Origin of the sequence: Shewanella sp. 6_MG-2023 (assembly GCF_030547195.1) — a bacterium.
In the GTDB taxonomy this organism is placed as follows: domain Bacteria; phylum Pseudomonadota; class Gammaproteobacteria; order Enterobacterales; family Shewanellaceae; genus Shewanella.
On record NZ_JAUOQU010000047.1, the window covers coordinates 1 to 24617 of the forward strand.

The 24617-nt window shown below is 39.5% G+C and carries 18 protein-coding genes; 4 read left to right on the plus strand and 14 right to left on the minus strand.

The genetic code is table 11. From position 1 onward, the window contains the following. Positions 1-335: 335 nt before the first annotated feature. The 4 genes from Q4533_RS18765 to gmhB all read right to left on the minus strand — a co-directional run bounded on the left by Q4533_RS18765 (position 336) and on the right by gmhB (position 6385). Positions 336-1205, minus strand: a complete 870-nt coding sequence (locus tag Q4533_RS18765) for a toll/interleukin-1 receptor domain-containing protein (RefSeq protein ID WP_303503788.1) — start codon at positions 1203-1205, stop codon at positions 336-338. Positions 1206-1243: 38 nt separating this feature from the next. Then, the gene (locus Q4533_RS18770; RefSeq protein WP_303503790.1) at positions 1244-3712 is read right to left on the minus strand and encodes a WD40 repeat domain-containing protein; all 2469 of its coding nucleotides are present in this window, start codon (positions 3710-3712) and stop codon (positions 1244-1246) included. 48 nt (positions 3713-3760) lie between these two features. After that, positions 3761-5686, minus strand: a complete 1926-nt coding sequence (locus Q4533_RS18775; RefSeq protein WP_303503792.1) for a hypothetical protein — start codon at positions 5684-5686, stop codon at positions 3761-3763. Positions 5687-5830: 144 nt separating this feature from the next. Then, the gene (gene gmhB, locus Q4533_RS18780; protein ID WP_303462351.1) at positions 5831-6385 is read right to left on the minus strand and encodes a D-glycero-beta-D-manno-heptose 1,7-bisphosphate 7-phosphatase; all 555 of its coding nucleotides are present in this window, start codon (positions 6383-6385) and stop codon (positions 5831-5833) included. A gap of 156 nt (positions 6386-6541) precedes the next feature. On the opposite strand from gmhB, the gene Q4533_RS18785 reads away from it, so the two are divergent. Both Q4533_RS18785 and Q4533_RS18790 read left to right on the plus strand, forming a co-directional pair. Beyond that, complete coding sequence (locus Q4533_RS18785; protein ID WP_102435764.1) at positions 6542-7213, plus strand: GntR family transcriptional regulator; 672 nt, start codon at positions 6542-6544, stop codon at positions 7211-7213. An 86-nt stretch (positions 7214-7299) separates the two neighbouring features. Next, positions 7300-8373: a ketoacyl-ACP synthase III gene (locus Q4533_RS18790; RefSeq protein WP_102435766.1), complete on the plus strand. Its 1074-nt coding sequence runs from the start codon at positions 7300-7302 to the stop codon at positions 8371-8373. Between the two features lie 96 nt (positions 8374-8469). On the opposite strand, the gene Q4533_RS18795 is transcribed toward Q4533_RS18790, so the two are convergent. The 4 genes from Q4533_RS18795 to Q4533_RS18810 form a co-directional block, all read right to left on the minus strand. After that, entirely contained in the window at positions 8470-9147 is a 678-nt protein-coding gene (locus tag Q4533_RS18795) for an exonuclease domain-containing protein (protein WP_241900982.1), read from the minus strand. Between the two features lie 73 nt (positions 9148-9220). Further along, complete coding sequence (locus tag Q4533_RS18800; protein ID WP_303503795.1) at positions 9221-11071, minus strand: DUF294 nucleotidyltransferase-like domain-containing protein; 1851 nt, start codon at positions 11069-11071, stop codon at positions 9221-9223. 243 nt (positions 11072-11314) lie between these two features. Next, positions 11315-13033 (minus strand): sodium:solute symporter family protein, encoded by a 1719-nt coding sequence (locus tag Q4533_RS18805; RefSeq protein WP_102435770.1) that lies wholly within the window; start codon positions 13031-13033, stop codon positions 11315-11317. 10 nt (positions 13034-13043) lie between these two features. Then, entirely contained in the window at positions 13044-13310 is a 267-nt protein-coding gene (locus tag Q4533_RS18810; protein ID WP_076542242.1) for a DUF4212 domain-containing protein, read from the minus strand. Positions 13311-13755: 445 nt separating this feature from the next. Between Q4533_RS18810 and Q4533_RS18815 the strand changes: the two genes are divergently transcribed. Continuing rightward, complete coding sequence (locus tag Q4533_RS18815) at positions 13756-15876, plus strand: diguanylate cyclase (RefSeq protein WP_303503797.1); 2121 nt, start codon at positions 13756-13758, stop codon at positions 15874-15876. 65 nt (positions 15877-15941) lie between these two features. Here Q4533_RS18815 and Q4533_RS18820 read toward each other — a convergent pair whose 3' ends face one another. Then, positions 15942-17387: a carboxylesterase gene (locus tag Q4533_RS18820; protein WP_303411186.1), complete on the minus strand. Its 1446-nt coding sequence runs from the start codon at positions 17385-17387 to the stop codon at positions 15942-15944. 118 nt (positions 17388-17505) lie between these two features. Here Q4533_RS18820 and Q4533_RS18825 point away from each other — a divergent pair, with 118 nt between their 5' ends. Then, positions 17506-18105: a hypothetical protein gene (locus Q4533_RS18825; RefSeq protein WP_303503799.1), complete on the plus strand. Its 600-nt coding sequence runs from the start codon at positions 17506-17508 to the stop codon at positions 18103-18105. A gap of 17 nt (positions 18106-18122) precedes the next feature. Here Q4533_RS18825 and nadE read toward each other — a convergent pair whose 3' ends face one another. The 5 genes from nadE to htpG all read right to left on the minus strand — a co-directional run bounded on the left by nadE (position 18123) and on the right by htpG (position 24324). Continuing rightward, a complete protein-coding gene (gene nadE / locus Q4533_RS18830; protein ID WP_102435776.1) occupies positions 18123-18953 on the minus strand; it encodes an ammonia-dependent NAD(+) synthetase in 831 nt (276 codons plus the stop codon). A gap of 191 nt (positions 18954-19144) precedes the next feature. After that, entirely contained in the window at positions 19145-20449 is a 1305-nt protein-coding gene (locus Q4533_RS18835; RefSeq protein ID WP_102435778.1) for an inosine/guanosine kinase, read from the minus strand. 249 nt (positions 20450-20698) lie between these two features. Beyond that, positions 20699-21343: an adenylate kinase gene (gene adk, locus Q4533_RS18840; protein WP_076542252.1), complete on the minus strand. Its 645-nt coding sequence runs from the start codon at positions 21341-21343 to the stop codon at positions 20699-20701. Positions 21344-21463: 120 nt separating this feature from the next. Next, positions 21464-22336 (minus strand): tetratricopeptide repeat protein, encoded by an 873-nt coding sequence (locus tag Q4533_RS18845; RefSeq protein WP_102435780.1) that lies wholly within the window; start codon positions 22334-22336, stop codon positions 21464-21466. Between the two features lie 74 nt (positions 22337-22410). Then, positions 22411-24324 (minus strand): molecular chaperone HtpG, encoded by a 1914-nt coding sequence (gene htpG, locus Q4533_RS18850; RefSeq protein WP_102435782.1) that lies wholly within the window; start codon positions 24322-24324, stop codon positions 22411-22413. Between the last annotated feature and the right edge of the window lie 293 nt (positions 24325-24617).

Genomic DNA, 24617 nt, shown 5'->3' on the forward strand with positions numbered 1-24617 from the left:
CTCGGAAGAATCTCTAAAACGTTTGTTACATATTGCTATGAACACTCATCGTTACATTGAGTAATAATTTTGATTGCCACCTAAGTGACAATTTCGATTAACTCAACACCTGTGAGTGTCCACACAGATTACTTGATAAATTGTTAAAGAGCGGACTCGGTAACTAGCGTTAGACGCCTTGTTCCGTGTCAGTGGTTGCGCATTATAGGGAAATGATTTTATCCCGCAAGGGCTTTTATTAATTAATTTAAAAAAAAGCACTCAACCGAACAAATAACAAACAAACAGGGCGTTTAAAGTGATTTAAGTCACTTTAAACGCCCTATGGTTTATATTTACATTAACCACTCAACAGCGAACTGGCTTTCATGTGGTAAAAGTTTATCAATGATAGCTCGGTACTTTAATGGTACTGTTTCATGGGTCTTTACTGAGTCTTTAAGTAAGTTGAAAGGCTCAATCGAAGTTTTAAAACCATTTTTCCGGAAACAGAACTCATTTAAAACGGCAAGCAAGTAGGTAGCACTTGGTTTAATATCGCTATCTCGAAGTCGCTGTAAGGTTGTCGCTATCGTATTCGCTTTATCGATATCTAAACCTTTAACTCCTGACTTTAGCAATTTGGCTAAAAGCTTAACAAATTCTGCTCTGCTTCTATTGCTCTTTGAAAAGCTATGTAATGCCATAACATCCATTGCTTGTTGAGTATCCCCGACAAGTAATGCAAGCTCTGCCTCTTCTATATAAGCTTCGTCAATACTTTTAGATGTTAAAGAGTCTGCAGTGGTAACGATTTGTCCCACTACCGAATCAAAATCACCACTTTCCAAAGCTGCGGCAACATCTATCCATTGTTTGCGAATAAAGTGATAATTATTACCACCAGATGCTCCTACAATTAAACTGTTATCCAGTTTCAAGGGTACTATTTTCAAACCATGTTTTTTGGCAAGCTGAATTTCATTGGCGACTTCTTCAGAGCCCTCAAGTTTCAACTCTTTATTTCCGATAGCATGTTTAGAGGCTAACAACACAAACAGTTCGCTTTGCTCTATACCTTGCTCAATATTTTCAGCGTAATTATCTCCACCAAGTATTTTATCTGGTGCAAACCATACATCGTGGCCAGCAAGCTTAATACCTTCAACAATTTTATTTGCTGCATCATTATCTTTAGTGCTGTAACTAACAAATATTTTTTTCATCTGATTTTACTTCTTCTATTAATGATAATCTTGGTTAATTAAGCCACTCTAGCTTCACTTTTCTTAGCTTCAATTTGAGTTTTAATATTACTGTATGTTAAATCTGCAAGATTATCTTTTGAAATGTTAGATACACTTTCATCAGAGTTATAATTATCAACAACCACTTGTTGCTTTTGTACATAATTAACAAGTTGCTCTTGTGCCCGAGATAGTTGGTTAACTAATTCATCGTTTTTATCTTCTTTCGCAGTTTGAAGATCTATTTCAAACTGGGTATCTATCTCAGCTTCTTCCTGTTCTAGTAATGTTCGAACAAGCTCTAAAGAAGCTTCATCATCCACTTCTTCTATTACTTCGGCTTCATCTTCATTAGAGACCAATTCGCTGGATAGTGCATTTACACTTTCTTCTTTAAGAATGACTAAACTAATGTTCTTACCACTATTTAACGAAAGCGTAATTTCAGTATTTGATAGATCCTGTTTAAACAATTTACTTTCTACATTGGTGCGAATAACAGTACTGATGTCTGTATAGAAAAGAGATAAGCCAGTTTCCCCTTCTTCTATGAATTTATCTGCAATAAAATCATAATATGTATAAAAAACATTAACTTGTTCTTTTGTTAAAAAGATAAATTGAATAACTCTGACAGCACTAACTAAGTTTCCATGGCCATCAAAATGAACGCAAACTTCATTTTGTCTATTAATTTTCTTTGGCTTACCAGTTTGGATAATCGACCAATCCTGAAAAACAGCGCCTCCATCTCTATGAATAAGTTCACTTTCATCAAGTTTTAGTTTTTGTAATGCTATTTGTTGAATTTCATTATTTATTTTATTTTCTATCAAGGTGTGTACATCCGCGCTGGCAAACAAACGAGGGTTCTTATTCACAGGAACAGTTTCAAGCATACTAGTTCGATGATTTTTAATTGTGTTGATTAGCTTTTCAAAGTTTTCCATCATTACATTGATAAGCTGCAAGTTACCGGTATTCTCCAGCTGTTTTGCTTTTTGGCTTCTATTACGCCCAAACCAAGACAGTGTCATTAGTAATAAAAAGCCACTTATGCCCGCTAATGCAATTTGGATATGTTGTGCACTTTCACTAATATTCCCACTGTTTATTGTAAAAGTCCCAGCATCGTTTGGGGAAACCATACCTAGTATTGAGTTAACAGCAGAGTCAGTATGAGTAATTAACGTCGAAGGTTCGAGCATGGCATAACTGTAATAACTTATTAAGCCCATTAATATTGTAGGTATCGCAAAAAAGAATGCTGCAAACTTGGCAAACTTTCGTTTACTCGTGTGTTTTTTTATTTTTAATTCTGCCTGCTCTTTTTGCTTCGTTAGATTTTCTTCTGCGCTTCTTGCTGTATCAATTTGCTGTCGTAAAGCCATTTTTATACTGCGGATATTCGGGCGGAAAAAGAAGTCCCAAATAGTTCTTTGATCAGAACCCTGCTTTAGTTTTAAGCCTTGCCTCTGCTGTTCGACAGTACCGCCTTTTTCTAATCTAGGAAAGCCGCTATTTTCATTTGGCTTATCTATTTTTTCTTTATCTGAATTTTCTTTATCTGGATCAATGTTGTACCAATTAAAGCTATTTGTTATTTGTGGATAATCATCACTTGAACGATGCTGATACAGCCAGACATTAGTTTCGAAATTAGCTACTGCAAGGTCATCAAAATGTTCAGCAATAACTTTATCACTTGCATGTTTTTCTACTAGTTCCCCTGACTGAGTCCAAATTTGCAAAACATTTGATTGGTCTTTAATTAGCAACTGGCCATTCTCAAGTTCAATAAATCCATTGCTTACTGAAAAATTAAATTTAAATTTACAAATCGGCTTGCCATCTGATGACCAAATAACTGGATTACCTTTCATTGGCCTTACTAGCCAATTACCAGATTTTAATTGACCATAGAATCGAATCTCTTCTTTAAGGCCTTTTAATTCAACGCGTAGATCACCTTTAAGCGACCAAAGCTGAGTATCATTACCAACATTTATAATTAATGTGTGCTCAATCCCTTTAAGAAATTTAATATCGTCAACTGATTTAATATGCACATCTAATGTCGCAATACACTTGTAGGTTTTTAAATCCCAATATTTTACGGTGCCATCATCACTCACACTCAATAAGTTACCATTGACAAGTTCAAGTAAACCAGTGATGCGACCTTCGTGGCCGTTAAGTTGTTTAATTAAACGTCCATCTCTGCTTTGGGCAATGTATATAGTATGTGCATCATCTACGGTTAGAAAGTGGGATACATTCTTTTGGTTAACCAACGCCATTAAGCCAATGATGCTACCAATATGGCTATTGATTTCTTTCTTTGCATCTTCTTCTTGGCAAAACCAAGTTAAATTACCTTCGCTATCCCACTCTAAATGATAACGACCGAAAACTAATTTCACTTGTTTGTGTTTTTTTAATTCGTCTATTGTTCGGGTTTTATACTTTTGGATTTCTTGAGTCATTCTTCTTGTTCCCAATTGAATATATTCTTCTGTGTTATTTGTTTTGTATCATTTTTTTTGCTTTAAATCAGTACTTGATTCTGCATTTGACCAACTGACATGTTCAAACATTGCTTCTTTCGCTAAGTCTTGCAACATAACAGATTTCGCTTGAGACATTTGGCCAGTAAATAAGGACTGAGCTCGGCAATAAAGTTCGTATAAACTTTGATAGCCCTTGGCCGTTTCTTCATAACCACAAAGTTCATTCCATAAAGCAAATAAGCCACTTGTCATTAAACTGTATTGTAGAGTTAACATTAACCAGTTGTTTGATTCATTGAACAAATTTACTTTCAGCACTTGTTGACTAATCATTGATAATAAGAGCAGTGCTCCTAAAATAATTGATACTCTAAAACAGGTTTTTGCTGCCTGTGAAAATAACCTGCTGGCGTATAAAGGACGTTTATACAAAATGTCATTTAATGAGCTTGCGTTAAGCTGTAATTTAGAATTTAAAAACAGGCGCTGATCTTCTAACCAACCGACATTAATTTCATCCATAGTAGCGACTTCATTTTGGCGCCACCAATCCAGTTCAGCAACTGAAATAGCATGATTAAATAATGGATAAAAACTGCGAAAGCGTCTCGGAATAATTGAAGTTGCAGCCGGAGTTATATTAGAAAGATTTAAAAAGCCTCTGATCCTGATGCCTTCAGCGACTCCGCGAGCTAATTGATATTTCCATTTTAAGTTTCGTTTAGCTGCGAATGTTACAATTAGCGAACAAGCAACAATAGCCAATAATGTGACAGATATGATTGTTGAACCCGTAATTGAATTAACGAAATTACCCGTGATTTCATAACAAGCAAAACCAGGTATTGCGAATATAAAAAACCACTTAACGAGACTGCGATAACTCGTTTGAGCTTTAAGAGCGATGTTGTCGGCAGCTTCGAAGATTGGCTGAGACACAGATAAACCTGATTTATGTGGTGACTTATAGGTAAGTTCAGTTATTTCTGACAGTTTGTTAGCACTAAACTCATTAAAATACTTCAGCTCATTAACTAACGTATTGAATTCTTTTGAAATAAAGCAAGTCAACTCACTTTGCTGACCATTTTGTTCATAATGATAGGAATATAATTTACCAATGGGAGGTTCATAATTAATCAATACCTGATCATCTGCACTTAGGGTATCAATTATTACACTTTGATTTTCATTCTGAACGGAAGTGTTTTTTAAGCGTACTGTAGGCAAATGGTGCACAAGTCCGGCCGTCTGACCGTCAAACTCTGATATTGCTTGTAGTGCTGAGTGTTCCGTACCTGATGGCCATTGGATATCAAAGCCCAACTTGTATCGGACAATGTCAGCAGTACCGCCTGTGCCTTGTGCTTTTTTTCCATCCCACAATGCAACTAATACATTGCAATACTTTGCAATAAAAAGACCTTGATTAAGATATAAACTATTCCTAAGGCTACCATAGTTAACATCATTTACAGCCTGATGCATTTCGTCATCAGTTAAAGCATGTTTTACTTCTATCAGCTCGTTATAAGGCTGTCTTAACTCATTTACAAGAAAGTTGAATTGCTCAATCGATATTAAGCTATTATCAGACTCAAACTCGAAATCCTGTTTGAAATTTTCCAGCGGCATAGGTAAACAACCAATGACACGAATAGCATCATTACCTAGCTCAGTCTGTAGCTCTAAAGCTACTTCAATGGCGAGTAAGTCTGCGCCTTCCGCCAGTCCGGTTAAAATCCAGATTGGAGTAGTAATTTCATTTGAAGCGTTATGATGTGATGTTGGATTTAGATGATTAAACCAATGCAATATCACCGAGCGAACTTGTTCTTTTATATTTTTATTACAATCTATGGATTCATCCGCATGAAATATATCTCGATGCCCACTGAAGCCAATAATAAATGGTAAATTTGATAATAAATGGCGACGACTTAAAGCCATGCTAGTTCTCATATCCCTATTAAACATAGGAAGATGTTACACTTACACCATCAATATTTAAACCGCCCACTTCAAAAAATCAACAAATTACCCAAAAAAAACACAAAAGAAACACAAAAGAAACAAGGGCTTTTACAAGCTGGTTTAAGTGTTATTTTGTATAAATGATGCTACATCCGCAATGCTATCTACAACTACTGTCGCAAGCTCAATTCCTGCTTCATCGACAACTTTGCCGCTTCGTACCAATATAGCGGTATTAATACCAGCAGCTTTTGCAGCGCGAATATCGTCAGCTTTATCACCAACCATAATAGAGTTAGCCATATCAATTTTTAAAAATTCTGCAGCACTATTAAGCATACCGGGTTTAGGTTTGCGGCAATCACAATCTTGTTTGTAATCCCCAAGGCCTTTTTCTGGATGATGGGGGCAATAATAGATACCGTCCAACTCCACACCTTTATCAGCAAAGTTCCAATCCATCCATTCAGTTAAATGGTGAAAATCATCTTCACTATACATACCGCGAGCAATACCAGATTGGTTTGTCACCACCACGACCATGTAGCCCATTTTTTTAAATGCTAAGCATGCTTCAAACACACCTTCAATGTATTCAAAGTCATCAACCAAGTGCACATAGCCTTTATCGATATTGATAACGCCGTCACGGTCTAAAAAAATGGCTTTATTCACGGTACTACTCCTAAAATTTCAATTACAGTGATTATCCCACTACTTAGTTAAATATGCACATGTATTATAAAAGGAAGATTTTTTACATCGATACTTTATAATAACGCCAGTAAAGGTTACCCTTCCGTAGATATTTTGTGACAATTATAAGAAGTAATGAGTCAAATAACGCCAATAATTCATAAAACTCGCACCCAAGCTGTAGTAGAAGTTTTGAGAGAACAATTACTTTCTGGCTATATCAAAGCGGGTGAACCGCTTAGACAGTCAGCAATTGCTGCACAACTTAATGTCAGTCGTATTCCTGTTCGTGAGGCTTTAGTACAGTTAGAGGCTGAAGGGTTAGTCAAGTTTGAAGCCCATAAAGGTGCCACTGCGACAATGCTTTCTGTTGAGCAGGTCACAGAATTATTTGAGCTACGCGCTATGATAGAGAGTGATTTGCTTGCAAAAGCAATTCCTAATCTACAAGATGATGATTTTGAGCGGGCTGACAAGGTGCTAGCCAAACTCGAGTCAGCTTTTAAGCAAGAGGACTCAGTTGCAACTTGGAGCGAACTCAATATCCAGTTCCATACGTGCTTATATGAAGCCGCTAATCGACCTCATACTCTCGAAGTTGTCCATGGTTTAAATAATAACTGTGATCGCTATATCCGTTTACAGCTACTTTTAACCGGTGGAATACCAACGGCGGAACGAGAGCATCGCGAACTCTTCGAATTGTGCAAACGCAAAGATATCGGCAAAGCGACCAAATTATTACAACAACATATTTTACATGCAGCAGAAGCCATTAAGGCACTTGTGGTCCAGCATTTAAAGTAGGTTTAGTGGGGAGTAACAGTCCCTCTATTAAATGAAGACATTTTATTACCAGATTATTTTTTAATTTTTATTTGAGAGATCACCACATGCAGTATGCTCATATTACCGGCTGGGGAAAATGTGTCCCACCAGCAACTCTGACCAATGACGATTTAGCCACATTTATGGAAACGTCAGACGAGTGGATTAAAACTCGTACCGGGATCAGCGAAAGACGTATTAGCCACGTCAATACCTCAGAACTTGCAACCGTTGCAGCGCAAAATGCGTTATCAGCGGCAGGTATTGATGGCAGTGAGATTGACTTAATCATCTTAGCAACAGCAAGCCCTGACACTTTAATTCCAAACATTGCTTCAACGGTGCAAGCCAATATTGGTGCAACTTGCGGCGCGTTTGATATCAACGCGGCCTGTAGTGGCTTCTTATACGGTCTTGGTCTTGGTAGTTCAATGATCAAAAGTGGTCAAAATAAAAAAGTGTTGGTTATTGGTGCAGAGCGTTTGTCTTTTTACCTTGATTGGTCTCGCCGTGAAACCGCTGTATTATTTGGTGATGGCGCCGGCGCGGTGGTATTAGAAGTAAGCGACCAACCAGGCGGTGTTTTAGGTTACGAGTTAAATAATGACCCTGCTGCGCGTGATATTTTAGCCTCTGGTTTTGGTACCAAAATGGATCGCTTTGATTCATCTTCTTTAGACTTCTTCATTCATCTAAATGGCCAAGAAGTGTTTAAACGCGCGATTCATGGCATGGGCGGTCTAAGCACTAAAGTGCTTGAAAAGTGCAATATCAATAAAGAAGACGTTGATTTTGTTATTCCTCATCAAGCCAATGAACGTATTATTGATACCTTAATCGGCCGCATGAAAATTCCAAAAGAAAAAGCCTTTGTTAATATTGCAAAATATGGCAATACCTCGGCAGCCACTATCCCTATTGCGATTTGTGATGCTCTTGAACAAGGTAAGTTGAAAGCAGGTCAAACTGTTTTATCATGTGCCTTTGGCGCGGGTTTAACCTCAGCGGCTGCATTAGTTAAATGGGGTGAGCGTACTACACCGATTAACCCACCTACAGCCGAGCTTCCACCTTGTGAAGTCACTGCCTTAGAGCTTATCAAGCCAGCTGTTGATTTCTTCATGAACAAATCAAAGTAAACTCAGCTTGCTAAACCATTAAACCAGCCTTGTGCTGGTTTTTTTATATCTATTTACTGGATTTAAACTGATTTGATTAAGTTCAGGCTACTGCCTTTATATACTAATAAATTGCGCCGCCTTCATGGTTTTACTGTCGCCAATAGAGGCTATTTGTGCCACAAACAATTCGGCGCACGCTAGTGCATCTGTGAGGGCATCATGGCCATAATAAGTCGGCAGACCGTATCGTTTTCGACAAGCATCCAGTCGTAAACTACCTTCTTGCAGCACATCATGTTGGCGTAAAAGTCGTTGTTTTTCTATCGCTAAGGTATCAATAAAAGGCAATTTAATGCTTCTTTTATAGACTTTTTCTAAATGGCTTTGGATAAAACTAATGTCCATTGGTGCATGATGAGCTAATAAAATTGAGCCTTGAGTTTGTGCAAGCAACCAGGCCATGGCTTGTGTTAGTGATAACGCTTCTGTTAAATGATTATCGATAATCCCGTGCACAGCTGCGCTCTGTCCTACACTTCCATCGATTGTCACCATCACTTGCAGGGCTTTTGATAACGGAATGGCGCCATGCTCAATCGGCACGATACCAATACTGATTATTTGGTCGTTATGAGGATCTAACCCGGTCATTTCTAGATCTATTGCCATAATCGGTAGATCCGCAATCGTAGCACTAAGGCATGGCTTAACGCTCGACTGGTAAGCCGCAAGCTCGTCTTTTTGACCGAGAAGTTCTAACTGTAAGCGCGTTTTAAGCCATAACTCATTCACTAAGTTGTTTACTCCACACTATTAACATCACAAGCTAAATTAACATCACAGGCCAACCCACATAGAAATACCATTAATAACTTCGCATAAACTTCATTCTTAAGCCAGATTGCGCATCATGAACCACTTTAAAAGCATCCCTGAGTTGATGTCGCAATAACGATGACATTTGCTGCGGTTTTAAGTAATTGGTGACTTCTTGTTGTTGTGTATGCTGCTGACCTTGATTTGATAACCGCATATGCGCAATAAACTCTAAGGCATCCGCTAGATTAAGGGCATCTTTACGGTTAATGATATTGGCTTCCATCAATGCTCGGATCCGCTTAGGCGTATTCACTTCAGTAATACCTGCACTTAAAGCATACACTCTGGCGATATCGTTGATTAACGCTACGCCTTTATGTTTCAAATCCATACCTTTTACTTCACTGCCGTCACGCTCTAACACAAACTTTCTAAAAAAGCCTAGCGGCGGCGTTTCAACCAGTGAGTTACCCGCCATTCCAGCAAGAAAAATATCATTATCTTTGGTGTTGCTTAAGACGTGCTGTTGTAACTGATCAAATAAATTCTGCGGCCCATAAACGGAGCGCATATCAAAAAAGATACTGGCATGCATTAAGGCTTTAGGTTCGGGTGATAGTACCCATTTTTCAAAATGCTGTTGCCATTGGAACAGTGACAAGCGCCATTTGGGGTTTTGCGCCATAATATCCCCAGGGCAATATATATAGCCGCATTGGTCCAGCCCTTTACAAACCGCATGGGTTAAGGCGTCAAAATAGCCTTTTGCATGCTCATCAGGCTCATGGGCCAGCAAAATACCGTTATCTTGATCTGAACAGGCCGCTTGATCTTGCCTGCCTTGTGAGCCAAATGCTAACCAGCAAAAGGCCATTGGCGCTTCACCTAAAATTTGCTGATTTAAAATAATTAATCGCCGGGTTAATGCATCGGTAACCGAGGTTAATACCCTGCCCACTTCTTCTGCTCGGGCATCTGCACTGATTAGATTTTGTAGTAATACCGGAATTTGTTTACTGACATTAATCAGGCTATCAATATTGGTTTGCCGCTCTATTTCGCCGATTAATAGCAAGGGCTGTGAACTCTGGCCGCGTAAAATATCAGTACTGGTTAATATCCCCACCACATTTTCTTGTTCCATAATGGGTAAGTGATGAATGCCATGTTCACTCATCAACAGCATTGCTTCAAATACTAAGGCGTTAGCTTCAAGTTTGGTGGGATTGGGGGTCATCGCTTGATGAACCGGCAAATTGCCATCAAAGCCTTCAGCAAGCACTCGATTACGTAAATCTCGATCGGTAAGAATACCAATCAATTGCTGATTATCCATCACTAGCACTGATGACACTCTGGCTAAACGCATTTTTTTCGCCGCTTCACTGACACTGGCATTACAATTTATAATTAGAGGATCGGCAGACATTAAACTATTGATACGATTGGTTGTGGTTAAGTCTTTTGCTTTAAATCTAGCTTGATGACGCATTCTTCTGGCAAAGGCACGATTAAAAAAGCGATCGAAGCTGCGGCTTTCACTACGCAAAAAATCAAAGGTTTCGGGATCTAAGTGATACACCAAACTGTCTTCTAAAATCTGCACTTGGTTACTGACTTTTTCACCAGATAGCAAAGATGGAAAACCAAAGTAGTCTCCTTCGCCCAACCTATCTAATAACTCACCTTGATTGTCTCTTACTTCAAATGCGCCAGAGCGAACAATATAAAGTTGTGGATGACTGGCATCTAAGGGCACTACAGCCGATGCTTTACTGTAATAACCAATGGTGATTTGCTTGCAGCAGCGCGTTAAATTTGTCTCTGAAAGACTATCAAATGGTACTAACTCTTTAATAAATTGAACAATGGGTTGCAGTTCACTGGCATCTTTCATCGCGGGCCTCTTACTTACTGCCAAATCATTTTCTGTCTTATTAATTTAATATACGTAAATTATATTGAGGCTGATATTCGACCAATGGCCATAAGTGGCAATATTTAACTCACTAATATTAAACACTTGCTAACAGCATTTGTTCATAAAGAATTGAACACTGTCACCAATAAAAAAAGCGCCGAAGCGCTTTTTTATCCGAGAGTTAAATACTCACATTTTAAAATTCATATTGTATGAATCTTAATGGTCGTGCGCTTCACCTGAGCCTTTCGGGAATCGAATTGACTCAACCATAGCAACCACGTCAGCAGGTACCGCTGCAGTGACTTTGCTAACAGCAAATGCAACACCAAAGTTAATCATCATACCTAGCATACCAATACCTTCAGGCGAAATACCTAGGAACCAGTTTTCACTGCTATTGGCACTTGGGTTAACAAACTTAAAGTACACGATATAGCTTGCAGTAAATAGTAAACCTAAAACCATCCCTGAAATCGCACCTTCTTTGTTAACGGTTCTTGAAAAGATCCCCATAACAATGGCAGGAAACAATGACGAGGCAGCTAGACCAAATGCAATCGCAACAACCGCGGCCACAAAGCCTGGTGGGTTAATACCAAAGTAACCCGCCATGACAATACCTAGCGCCGCGGCAATTCGCGCAAATAAAAGCTCTTTCTTATCTGAGATATCTGGCATGAAGTTTTTCTTCAATAAATCATGGGATACCGAGGTAGAAATAACTAATAATAAACCCGCAGATGTAGACAGTGCCGCCGCAAGACCACCAGCAGCGACCAATGCTATGACCCATGCTGGCAGAGATGCAATTTCAGGCGTTGCTAATACCATGATATCGCGGTCAATTTTCATTTCATTGGTATCGCCTTTAGCATAATAGATATTGCCATCAGCATTTTTATCATCCCAAGTAATTAAGCCAGTTTTTTCCCAGTTTTTAATCCATTCAGGCGCTGTTTCATAAGCAACACCGGTTTTTTCTGGGCCATTAATGGTTTCAATCATATTTACACGAGAGAAAGCTGCCAATGCTGGAATTGTGGTATACATAATAGCAATAAATACTAATGCCCAACCTGCTGATACACGCGCATCTTTTACTCTAGGCACTGTAAAGAAACGCACGATGACATGGGGTAAACCAGCGGTACCAAACATCAAGGCACCAGTAATAAAGAACACATCAATCATGCTCTTTGAGCCTTCAGTATATTGAGAGAAGCCAAGTTCTGCCGACAAGCCATCAAGCTTATCTAACAGGTAAACTCCTGTTCCATTACCTGCTGCATCAACAAGTTCTGCACCAAAGCCAATTTGCGGTAACACATGACCTGTCATCATTACCGAGATGAAAATGGCTGGTACCATAAAGGCAAAAATAAGCACACAATACTGCGCAACCTGAGTGTAAGTAATCCCTTTCATACCGCCTAAAACAGCATAAAAGAACACCACTGCCATACCGATATAAACCCCAGTTTCAACTTCGACTTCTAAGAAACGGGAGAATACCACCCCAACACCACGCATTTGACCGGCGATGTAGGTGAAACAGATGAAAATCGCACACACGACTGCAACAGTTCGCGCAGCTTGTGAGTAATAGCGATCACCAATAAAGTCTGGCACAGTAAATTTACCGAACTTACGTAAGTATGGAGCCATGCAAAGCGCTAGCAGAACATAACCACCGGTCCAGCCCATTAAATAGACAGAACCATCATAACCAGTAAATGAAACAATACCGGCAAGTGATATAAATGATGCCGCGGACATCCAATCCGCCGCTGTTGCCATACCGTTCATAACTGGCGGCACGCCGCCACCAGCGACATAAAACTCTTTAGTTGAGCCAGCACGAGACCATATTGCGATACCGATGTACAGGGCAAACGTCAAGCCCACGATAATATAAGTTAAAGTTTGAACATCCATGATTTATTCCTCAGTCTTCGTGTACGTTATATTTTTTATCTAAAGCATTCGCTTTCGCTACATACACAAAAATCAGTGCAACAAACACATACATGGCACCTTGTTGTGCAAACCAGAATCCCAATTTAAAGCCCATGAAGTGGACTTCATTAAGAACATCGACCAGTAAAATACCGCAGCCAAATGATACTGCAGCCCAAATTGCCAGCAACCCCAATACTAAGCGTAAATTCTCACGCCAGTACCCACTTGCTGTATCTTGATTTTCGAAACTCATAGTGACTCCCCAGTGCTAATTATTTTTTAAGTCGATAGTTAATCTAACAACTCAAAATGTGACCACAATCACGACCTTAGTCTAAGATTTGGTTTGGCCAGTTATAGAAAAAACAAAATAATTACTTATTAACAACAACTTAACCTATGAAATGCTGAAGTTATGTCTACATCACCAATTAAGCTAATGTAGACCAAGGTCGAACTGAATTTAGTGATTGACTAAGATAAGCAGCAGGAAAGTATTGCCTCAAATGGGTATTGAGCTCACAAGCAGAATTCAGATTTTTCACATTACGGGGGCCACAATATCGTTTCCACTTGAGTTAAATGCTTGACGAGTATAAAATTTTTACATAACAGTTCGATCACATGGTATTCGATTGCAGTTTCCTATAATAAATAAAAAAAACCTCCTAATTGCACTCTGTTTTGGCCTATTAGGAATGGTAATTAATTGCTACCCCATTCCAATATTCGCCAATGTCCAATTAGTGCTAGGTAATACTTTTACCGTTATTTCAGCTGTGCTTTTAGGCCCTTGGTATGGTTTAGTCACCGCCATACTCAGCGCAAGTGGATTAATGCTCACTTGGGGTAGCCCCCATGTATATTTACTATTTTGTACCGAAGCAATATTCATTGGCATTGCTCGCAGAAAAGGCCTGTTTCCCTTATATAGCAGTGGTATTTATTGGTTAGCTCTTGGTATGCCATTAACCTATATATACATGGTGACACTTGCTGATTTTCCAGATAGCCACATGTTATTCGCCATTATCAAGCAAAGCATCAACGGTTTAATTTACGCTGGCTTGGCGTCACTGTTCATCTTGTTTATTCCTAATACGTGGCAGTTAAATGACACAAAAACCAACCAAAAACGTCGTAGTTTTAACGCTCAAGTCACCTACTTTATGACGTTAATGATCACCCTTTGCTTGTTATTATCAGCACTGACTTTTAATTATTTGTTTCTTGAAAAACAACAAGAGTTACTGAAGCGAAATTTAACTGACACCACCGAACATATTAGTACGGCAACCGAGCAATACCTTAATGAACATAAAATGGTCATTGATTATGCAGCAGATTTAATCAGCTTAACGACGTCATCCTACAGTGAATTACAACAAGTTTTAATCAAACTGCATCAGCATTATCCTAGTTTTATTACTATGCTGCTGGCAGACACTGATGCTCAAGTGATTGCCGCAAGCCCCAGCAGTATTATGCTCAATAAAACAGGGCAACCTCTGGATTTATCAATTTCAGATAGAGACTACTTTATTGAGTCTTTTTATAATCAGCGCTTGTTTGTTTCGCCTGTGTTTAAAGGCCGCGGCTTTGGTGACGAATCAATTATCGCCATCAGTGCCCCTTTTTATCACAATAATGATCAATCAAAGGTCAGTGGAATTATTGAAGGCTCGCTGGATTTAGCGTTCTTTTCTAAGATAGATAATCAAAATGGAACAGGGGATAAAGAGTTTATTATCATCGTTGATAACAATAACAACATCATTTATTCCACCCCTTCTCTAAACTTAAGCACTCACGTAGAATTTACCTATTCAAATGAAAAAGGAAATTACCGCACCAGTTTAAATGTGATCAATATTCACAACTTAACCGCCACATCACCTGAATACGTGTACATCAGTAATCGACTAAACAATGGTTGGAAGTTGTATGTATTACAGCCACTGTCTCCGTTAGTTAAAACCGCCGAAACACAAATGCTAGGCACCTACTTGATGCTATTCATCTCCATCATTTTGACCTTTTTAATCTCCTCCAGAGTGTGTCGTTTACTCACTAACTCATTAGAAATTGTGGCTAATCAATTCGGACAAATCAGTGGTACTGAATTAAAAGAACAAATTGATAATGAAAGTACATCAGAAGAAGTATATAACCTGTACAAGAGCCTCACCGCCAGTAAACGTGACTTACTTAAGCACCAACTGGAGCTAGAAGAAACTGTCGCGATTCGCACCGATGAGCTTGAAAAAGCCAATCAAAAGTTATTGGCATTAGTGGATAAAGATCCACTAACTGGGCTTTATAATCGCCGTTATGCAGAAGATAGATTTGATAGCTTGCTGGATTTTTGTCTGCGAGGTGAGCATGCCATTACCATTGCTATCCTTGACTTAGATTACTTTAAACAGGTCAATGATAGCTACGGTCATTTGGCTGGGGACGAATGCTTAAGAGTCGTATCTAAACTATTAAAACAGCAATTTAAACGCGATACCGATATCGTTTCTCGCTATGGTGGTGAAGAGTTTATTTTGATATTGCCTTTATCTAATGCCCTTAAAATTGAGCAGCATCTCAATCATTTTAGAGAACAGTTAGCCAAAGTAATAATTAACTCGCCAACGGATGAACAGCACTTTTCAGTCACCACCAGTATTGGCGCGATAACGGCTAACGCCAACTTTTCTAAAGACATTGATCACTGGATAAAAGTTGCAGATGACAACCTATACAAAGCAAAAGAGCAAGGGCGAAATAAAGTCATTATTGATGTGATTAATGATCCAAGTGACCCAGAGTAGCCCACTAACGTTTTATATCAAAACCATAATCGCTAAGCTAGTGACGAGTTTAGCTACCGCGATAATCACGGCTCAATAAACTGCTCCAATCTATCTAACATATACGGATAAAATGGATTCCATTTCTGTCTTAACATCTCTGCGGCGGGGATCCCAAACAATCCCCGCTCACCTTTAAAGATTGCCTGCCCTATCTGAATATGCTGACTTTGAGGCTGATAATGTGGTCCGTATAAGGGGTCATTTTCAGGAAAAGGCAAGGCAACATGCGATAATGAATACACCCCAGCTGGCCATTTCAGTGCTAAGTCTACTGTTGCTCCCTCTTCGCTCTCAACCAAGTTTTGCTCTTGCACGCCATACTCAGATTGCTGGCTATTTTCAATTAAACTTAAACGGTAGTTCATGGGCATGTTGAGCCAAAGTGGCCCCATTTCGTTTAACAAGTTTTTAGTGATCAATTGATGATTATTACGGTTACGATTGATATCAAATATCACTAAGCTATGCTTATCTGAGGGTAAATATTGATACAAATGCTCGACCACCGCGTTAGTAGAAACGGTATCATCTGCAATTGACTGGAAGGTTAAAATAGGAGGAATATTGGCTAATTGCTGCTGATCAAATTGTTTTATTAAATATTGATTTCTTTCAGCCAGTTGATAAACAACGTCACCGGCATTCACTGCAAATGAGATATATTTGAAAGGGTCGTATTCAACCTCAATGGTATTCCAAAACAGTTTTTCTTGATTAATTAAACGCCCTAACCTCGCTTGCCACTTTGCGCCTGCTGCAATGGGCGCTAACCCTATAGCTGGCGAAAGAAACATCATTGCTTGATAATCTGTAGGGTTATTAACAGCAATTGCTTCTAGTTGAAGGTTTAATGCCAGTGCTGCACCGGTAGAAAAGCCCACGACATATAACGGTTTACCGGCCAATTTTTGCTTCATGTGCTGAGTCGCTAATGCTACTGCGCTGGCTAAATCTGGCCAAGTGATATCTGCTAAGCCAGCAGGAATAGTGCCGTGCCCTGGTAAACGTAGTCCTAAAACATCGGCTGAAGCGCTAAAATGTCGCGCTAGGTTTGAAATCGCATAAGGGGAGTCTGACATACCATGGAGAAATAAAATGCCATAATTGGCATCGGGGTTTGACCACTCAAAAGAGCGATTCCAGTTTACATCCCAATGATTTGGATCTGATAAGCTATTGGCTTCGTAACGATTAATAGGTGAAGCCAGCTTAGGAGTATATTGTTGGTATATTTTGCGGTCTAACTCATTAAATAGCTTGTCTTCAAGAGCAAGATACTGGGAAAAGTCTGTTAAGCCAGACTGTTGATGATACTCACTTTTCAAGCGTGTTGTATGCCAAATCTCTAATTCAGAGCGAGCCGTTAAAAACCACACCACGGCGGCGATAAAAAGCAGTAGACTGGCAATAAAACCATAAATAGCAAAAAATAACAGATGTTTAGTCGAACCGATTACTATTGCTTTCATTCGCCAGTCCTATGGAATTAATTTTTGTCCGTATAGTTTTAATGATAGTCTAAAAAGAGTCTGAATTTACAAATAATAATATGCCATCAGGCCGAAAATATTGAGTAGCAAACCCATAATGAAATCAACTCAGCCAAGCATTCATACAAAGCCTGCTGTTATCACAAATAACGCGACTAAGCCAAACGCCGAGCTTAGCTCAAAAGCTATTTTATTAGGCTCTGAAAAAGCTGAAATCACATTCTATTTGCCAACGCCACCTAAAGTCTCCAAAGCATGGCATTGGCAAAATACAAATGCTATCGAGCAAATCATTAACGATAATGGCAATCATTGGCGAAAAATATTTACTATCATGGCCAAGATTGCTGTTACTGATAAAGCGCCAGATACATGGCGAGATTGCCGCAACCAATTATTTAATCCGCAAGCTACTGATGATTTAAAGCGGGTAGATTTTAGTCAATGTAACATTATCATTAATGCTACTAAGCTTAGTGTGAATAGCCATATTCATATCATTTGTGGCCAAGCTGCATTCGCTAATATAAGCGATCAATCGTTTATATCTGCGTTAACCGCCATAGATGAAAGCCAAAAAATAATGGCGCATGAGCAGATACTCATCACGCCATATTTAGATTACCGCCAGTTTCCCAATGTGTTAATTGAGCAGCTAAGCCGCTATTTAAGCTCACTTAAACAATCCTTGCTCTAAGCTAGTGGGAAGTTAAATTAGTCATAAATCGTCGGGATAGGTTGACGCTTATGTTGGGTGCGCTGGTAAATCGCAATAAGTTTATCTTCAACAAAGCTATCAACCTCTTTGCCTTCTAAGAAATCATCGATTTGATCATAGCTTAGCCCTAATGCCACCTCATCTTCTAATTGCGGTTTATCGTCTTCTAAATCTGCCGTTGGCGCTTTGGTCACTAATATATCTGGCGCTCCAAGGTAACTGGCTAATTGGCGAACTTGACGCTTATTAAGACCAAACAAGGGTGCTAAGTCACAGGCGCCGTCACCAAATTTAGTATAAAAACCGGTAATATTTTCTGCACTATGATCGGTGCCAATGACTAAGCCGCCAGTTAGGCCTGCAATATGATATTGAGCAATCATTCGCATACGGGCTTTGACGTTACCTTTAATGAAATCAACATTATCATTATTAGCGACTTGAATACCGGCATCCTCAAGTCCTGAAACCGTTGCGTTATGCACACCAATAACCCCATCAGCAATATTCACTGTTACCTGCTTTGAGGGTTGAATAAATTGACATGCAAGCTGAGCTTCATCTTCATCTTTTTGTACTTGATATGGTAAACGCACCGCAATGAATTGGTAAGCCTGCTGTGGATTGTCAGCATTTAAGCTGTCTACCGCTAACTGGCATAATCTGCCGGTTACAGATGAGTCAACGCCACCACTAATCCCTAATACCAAACAATGGCTGTGAGCCTCGACCAATTTGGTTTTAAGAAATGCTACGCGGCGCTCGACTTCATAAGCAGGTTCAATTGCCTTAAGTACTTTCATTTCTCTTAAGATTTGTCCCTTCACAATGCTCTCCAATGTATTTTTAAAACCAGAATTACTTAAAATGAGGTATGTTTCTGCATATTCAACATCCTACTGAATTTTTCAGCGTCTACCAAGTACTTGTTTATCTTGATGCAAACAAAAAGGGCAATCACCACTTGGTGATTGCCCTTGATTTAGTCACTGATTATATAAACGGAAAACCTGTCTGGTTATCTTTCCCAGTATGACTCTTCTAAACTATCTTCACGCTCAGGTAAACCACGAGATAATCTTGGGCTATGCTGGGCTAATACTTCATAAGCGACGCGGTTAGCATATTTACACACTTGCGAGAAAGATGAATAACACAGGCCATCACGCTGATGCTTACTTGAACCCGGTACATTGGTTTTATGGAAAGTATTAGCTGCTAAGTCATGCAGTAATGCTGATAACGCTCCATCTCCGGCACCGTTTGTATTGCGGATATAATCTGGTCCACCCATATAAGGCGAGATATGAGCATACACTTTAATCGGTGTAGTACAGTCTGATTTACGTTTAGGACGCGAGAATTCGTAACGGTTAAATTCAGGAATTGCGCCCGGTAATAATAAATGGGCTGTGGCTCTTTTTTCAGAGTCTTCAGTATAGCCTGCTGTATATAAACCTAACGGTCCTGCAGTACACAACACCATATCACACCACTCTAAGGCCGCTTCGCTGGCTAATAGCGGATCGCTGAACCCCGTTAAGGCCTCGCCTTCGTCTTCATTCATCGCCAAAATTGTTACATTATCGCAAATGAAATCTTGCCACCATTTAGGGTCTTCTTGAATTAAGAAGCGGGTACCTAAGGTCAATACCACTGGCACATCGGCTTCTTTAGCATATTCAATCGCTTTCATTGCCGCTTCAGTGATTAAATCACCTTCGCTGGCACGCATTAAATACGCAGTTAAAACTAGCGCTGAACTACCTTGAACCACGTCTTTATTAATATATTCTGGGGTTAGCTTATCCATTGCACCTTTGCTAATCGCAAAGGTACGTTCACCTTCAGCAGAGATCAAAGTAAAACAACGACCGATAGGGCCATCTACTGGCTGCAGGTAGTTTAAGTCCACTTTAGAGGAGGTATTACAAAGGTAGCGATAGGCATAACTACCGACCATGATATTCTGGCTCATAACGCCAAATAATACCGAACGGTCATCAGCTAAAATTGAGTAGTTATGAACGGTATTACCAATGGTGCCACCAGCAAATTCATCGCTGATCATCTCATTGTTTTTTAGTTCATTATAAAGTTCGTGAGCTTGCTGATCATCAATAAGAGTTGAGTTGCCTTTTGGAAGCCCGTAACGGCCTAGTAGCTCATCTTCGACTTTTGCTTCAATATCCACAAGAGTTTGGTCAATACCGCAAATATAGGTAGATACAGACTGCTCTTGCTGGGTTAACTGAGCCAATAATGGGTCTCGGTTGTTTACTGGGAAATAGTGCTTAGATTTGCGTTGACCAGGGAACTTCATCTTAAACTCTCTTGAGTAGGCATCCATGCAATAAGGATTATGGGTTATTCACAGCTTTTGAAAACAGTAACGCTTTAATAGAAACGTTCTTATTACCAAACGCTAATTTTAACACAAATACAATCAACACCAAGATAGATGTCAATCATTCTCAGTTTTTGTGACGATGATTTTATTTATGACATAAAAAAACCTGCAATGCAGGTTTTTTTTATAATTCAACAGTATAAAAATACTACTTTGTAGGTATTAACCTAACAACTGCTTTACTTGCGCGCTAACAGCGGCAACAGTTTGAGTACCATCATACTTAGTGTATTGAGTGTTACCAGCAGCTGCGACTTTACCATAGTATTCTACTAGCGGCTTAGTTTGCTCATGATAAATACCAAGACGCTTACGTACAGTTGATTCTTCATCATCTGGACGGATAGATAAGTCTTCACCAGTGACGTCATCTTTACCTTCAACTTTAGGTTGGTTGAAGATAATGTGATAAACACGGCCAGAGCCTGAGTGAACACGACGACCACTCATACGCTTAACGATTTCTTCGTCAGGCACATCAATTTCTATCACGTGATCGATTTCAATTCCATTAGCAACCATAGCGTCTGCTTGAGGAATAGTACGAGGGAAACCATCAAGTAAGAAACCCTTTGCACAATCATCTTGGGCAATACGTTCTTTAACTAAACCAATAATTAGGTCATCTGATACTAACTGGCCCGCATCCATCACTGATTTAGCTTCTAATCCTAACGGAGTGCCAGCTTTAATTGCTGCACGCAGCATATCACCAGTTGAGATTTGTGGGATACCGTACTGCTCCATAATGAACTGAGCTTGTGTACCTTTACCGGCACCAGGGGCACCCAATAGTATAATGCGCATCTCAAAAGTCCTCTATATTGCTTTCATATTTTTAGGCGGCGATTTTCGCACATTTAGACGGTCTTTAGAAGGTAAAACCTCAAGATTTAGACCAATATCTAATACGAAAATTTTCCGTGTTTAATACAGTAAACTGTATAAACGGCGGCGATACTGACTGGCTATGGCGTTGCCTTGCCCTAGTGCTGTCAATATTTCCATAAACACTTGTTTAACTTTTCCATCCGCAGCGGATAAATCTTTCTCTAAAATGGCAAATAAACACTCAAGTGCCTCTTCGCCACGATTAGCTTGATTCAATGCTTTGGCCAAATCGATAGTCAGTTCAATATTACCAGGCTGCTGTTGTAATGATTGTTGTAACTGACGAATTTCAGGGGTATCTGCAGCGTCTTCTGCTAGGGCTAACTTGGCTTTTAAGTTCTGATAGTAACTGTCTTGATCTGCAAGCCCTATCGTATCTAATAAGGTCTTAGCTTCAGCCAGTATGCCCAATTGTAAATAAACATCGATAAGCACTAAGGCCACTTCTGCTTGTTGCTGAGATTCAGCAAAGGCACTTTTCAGTAATGCTAAGGCTTGTTCAAGTTTTTCGTCGCTTGGCTTTTCAATGCCTGCTTCAACCAAAATCGCTTTTGCAGCATTAAAATCTGTTACCCATAACGCAGGAAGATGCTTATCAAGTAATTCATTCACTTGCGCTGCACTTTGCACCCCAGCGAAACCATCAACCGGCTGACCTTTACTCAGCACTAGGTGGGTAGGTAAGCTCTGAATTTGGAAGTAATTAGCAATTTCTAACTCAGCTTCACAATTCACTTTCGCAAGGATAAAGCGCCCAGCTTGCTCATTGGCAATCTGTTCCATCACTTGTAGCATTTGTACACTTTGCGGTTGCTGTTGTGCCCAAAAAGACATCACCACAAAGTTATCCATCGAAGCATCAACAATTTGCTGAATATTTTCTTTAGTTAAATTAATAATATGTTCCATATTGATTCCTTTTAACTATTTCGTGATAGCTAACAAAAAGCGGGCCTAAGCCCGCTTTATTGCAATACTAATGACTATTTTAAGCTCGCCACTAGCATTTGGTTGGTTAACTTAATGAATGCCGATGGATCCGCTAAGCTGCCCTTTTCTGAAAGCTGAGCTTGTTGTAATAACAAATCTGCCCAGTTAGCAAATGCTAGCTCATCTTGCTCGTCATTTAGACGCTCAACCAGCGGATGCTGTGGGTTAATTTCAAATGTCGGCTTAGACTCAGGTACAGGCTGACCTGCTGATTGCATAAGCTTAATCATTTGCGATGACATTTCACCTTCACCGGCAACCACACATGCAGGGGTATCCGTTAAGCGAGAAGTCACTTTAACATCTGATACTTTACCTTCTAGCGCTGTTTTAATACGTGATACTAATGATTCAGCTTCGCCAGCTAACTTTTCTTGAGCTTCTTTTTCAGCAGCATCTTCAAGTTCACCTAGCTCTAAATCACCACGCGTTACTGAGTGCAGTTTCTTGTCTTTAAATTCAGTTAAGTGGTTAATTAGCCATTCATCGATGCGCTCTGACATTAATAGAACTTCAATGTCTTTCTTGCGCAGTAGCTCTAAATGCGGGCTGTTAGCTGCCGCTTCATAGCTATCAGCCACGATATAGTAAATCTTATCTTGGCCTTCTTTCATGCGACTGATGTAATCATCTAATGACACATCTGTCACTGGTGAATTGTTATGGGTTGAAGCAAAACGCAGTAAACCAGAAATACGCTCACGGTTAGCGAAATCTTCAGCTGGGCCTTCTTTTAATACTTGACCAAATTCAGCCCAGAAAGCTTGATACTTTTCAGCATCGTTTTTAGCCATTTTTTCTAGCATGCCAAGAACGCGCTTAGTCACACCAGTACGCAATGCTTTAGTTACGCTGTTATCTTGTAAGATTTCACGCGATACGTTGAGTGGCAAATCATTTGAATCGATTAGGCCTTTAACGAAACGTAGGTAAGTTGGCATGAACTGTTCAGCATCATCCAGCACAAATACACGCTGTACAAAAAGTTTTAGACCATGCTTAACGTCGCGGTTAAACATATCCCAAGGGGCTTTAGTTGGGATATACAATAAGCTGGTATATTCTTGCTTACCTTCAACACGGTTGTGAGACCACGTTGCTGCATCAGCATAGTCGTGAGAAATATGCTTGTAGAACTCTTGATATTCTTCATCTGATATATCTGATTTGCTACGAGTCCAAAGCGCAGTGGCTTTGTTCATTGGCTTCCACTCGCCTTCAGTAGCAGGGATTTTCTCGCCATCTTCGCCATCTGTTTCTGGTAGGCCAGCTTCAAACATTTCTACTGGTACTGAGATATGATCAGAGTACTTAGTAATGATTGAGCGCAAACGAGTATCATCAGCGAATTCTTTTTCTTCATCACGTAAATGAAGGGTAATTTCAGTACCGCGGCTATTTTTAGTGATGGTATCAACGGTAAAGTCACCTTCACCTGCTGACTCCCACAGAACCGCTTGATCAACTGCTGCACCTGCTGCGCGGGTACGTACAGTGACTTTATCAGCAACGATAAAGGCAGAATAAAAACCTACACCAAATTGACCGATAAGCTGCGAATCTTTTGACTCTTCACCTGATAAGTTTTTAAAGAAGTCTGCAGTACCTGATTTTGCAATCGTACCTAAATGTTCAATCACACCATCACGTGTCATACCGATACCGTTATCTTCAATAGTAACAGTGCCTTTTTCTTGATCGGTACTAATACGAACACGCAGTTCAGTATCGCTTTCATATAATGCGTTATCAGTTAATGCTAAGTAACGTAGCTTATCTGCCGCATCCGCAGCATTTGAGACTAGTTCACGTAAGAAAATTTCTTTATTTGAATATAAAGAATGGATCATCAGATGTAGAAGCTGTTTTACTTCGGTTTGAAAGCCATGCGTTTCTTGTTGAGACATGAAAATTTCCCTTGTTTACGTTAATACATCAACCATGTTGTATCCAACACGGTATAAAAATCTTTGTTACCTAGGAAATGGGGCGCGATAAATAGAATTCAAGGGGAAATTATTTTATTGCTGAAAAAAAACCATGAACTGGCGAAATAACTGGCGATTAGCAATCGATTTGAGCTAATAACGGCTAATATTGGAAACAAAAAGCCCAGCTTACTCAGAGGGTGTAACAGATTCTGTGTAACTGCAATTTAGTTAATATGCTTCACAATTCTGTCTTCGAACTCAATAATAAA

Excerpts from the sequence above, each read along its gene's own strand:
- Q4533_RS18765 (WP_303503788.1), bottom strand. The coding sequence starts at position 1,205 with ATGAAAAAAATATTTGTTAGTTACAGCACTAAAGATAATGATGCAGCA.
- Q4533_RS18770 (WP_303503790.1), bottom strand. The coding sequence starts at position 3,712 with ATGACTCAAGAAATCCAAAAGTATAAAACCCGAACAATAGACGAATTA.
- Q4533_RS18775 (WP_303503792.1), bottom strand. The coding sequence starts at position 5,686 with ATGGCTTTAAGTCGTCGCCATTTATTATCAAATTTACCATTTATTATT.
- Q4533_RS18785 (WP_102435764.1), top strand. The coding sequence starts at position 6,542 with ATGAGTCAAATAACGCCAATAATTCATAAAACTCGCACCCAAGCTGTA.
- Q4533_RS18790 (WP_102435766.1), top strand. The coding sequence starts at position 7,300 with ATGCAGTATGCTCATATTACCGGCTGGGGAAAATGTGTCCCACCAGCA.
- Q4533_RS18800 (WP_303503795.1), bottom strand. The coding sequence starts at position 11,071 with ATGAAAGATGCCAGTGAACTGCAACCCATTGTTCAATTTATTAAAGAG.
- Q4533_RS18805 (WP_102435770.1), bottom strand. The coding sequence starts at position 13,033 with ATGGATGTTCAAACTTTAACTTATATTATCGTGGGCTTGACGTTTGCC.
- Q4533_RS18810 (WP_076542242.1), bottom strand. The coding sequence starts at position 13,310 with ATGAGTTTCGAAAATCAAGATACAGCAAGTGGGTACTGGCGTGAGAAT.
- Q4533_RS18815 (WP_303503797.1), top strand. The coding sequence starts at position 13,756 with ATGGTAATTAATTGCTACCCCATTCCAATATTCGCCAATGTCCAATTA.
- Q4533_RS18820 (WP_303411186.1), bottom strand. The coding sequence starts at position 17,387 with ATGAAAGCAATAGTAATCGGTTCGACTAAACATCTGTTATTTTTTGCT.
- Q4533_RS18825 (WP_303503799.1), top strand. The coding sequence starts at position 17,506 with ATGAAATCAACTCAGCCAAGCATTCATACAAAGCCTGCTGTTATCACA.
- Q4533_RS18835 (WP_102435778.1), bottom strand. The coding sequence starts at position 20,449 with ATGAAGTTCCCTGGTCAACGCAAATCTAAGCACTATTTCCCAGTAAAC.
- adk (WP_076542252.1), bottom strand. The coding sequence starts at position 21,343 with ATGCGCATTATACTATTGGGTGCCCCTGGTGCCGGTAAAGGTACACAA.
- Q4533_RS18845 (WP_102435780.1), bottom strand. The coding sequence starts at position 22,336 with ATGGAACATATTATTAATTTAACTAAAGAAAATATTCAGCAAATTGTT.
- htpG (WP_102435782.1), bottom strand. The coding sequence starts at position 24,324 with ATGTCTCAACAAGAAACGCATGGCTTTCAAACCGAAGTAAAACAGCTT.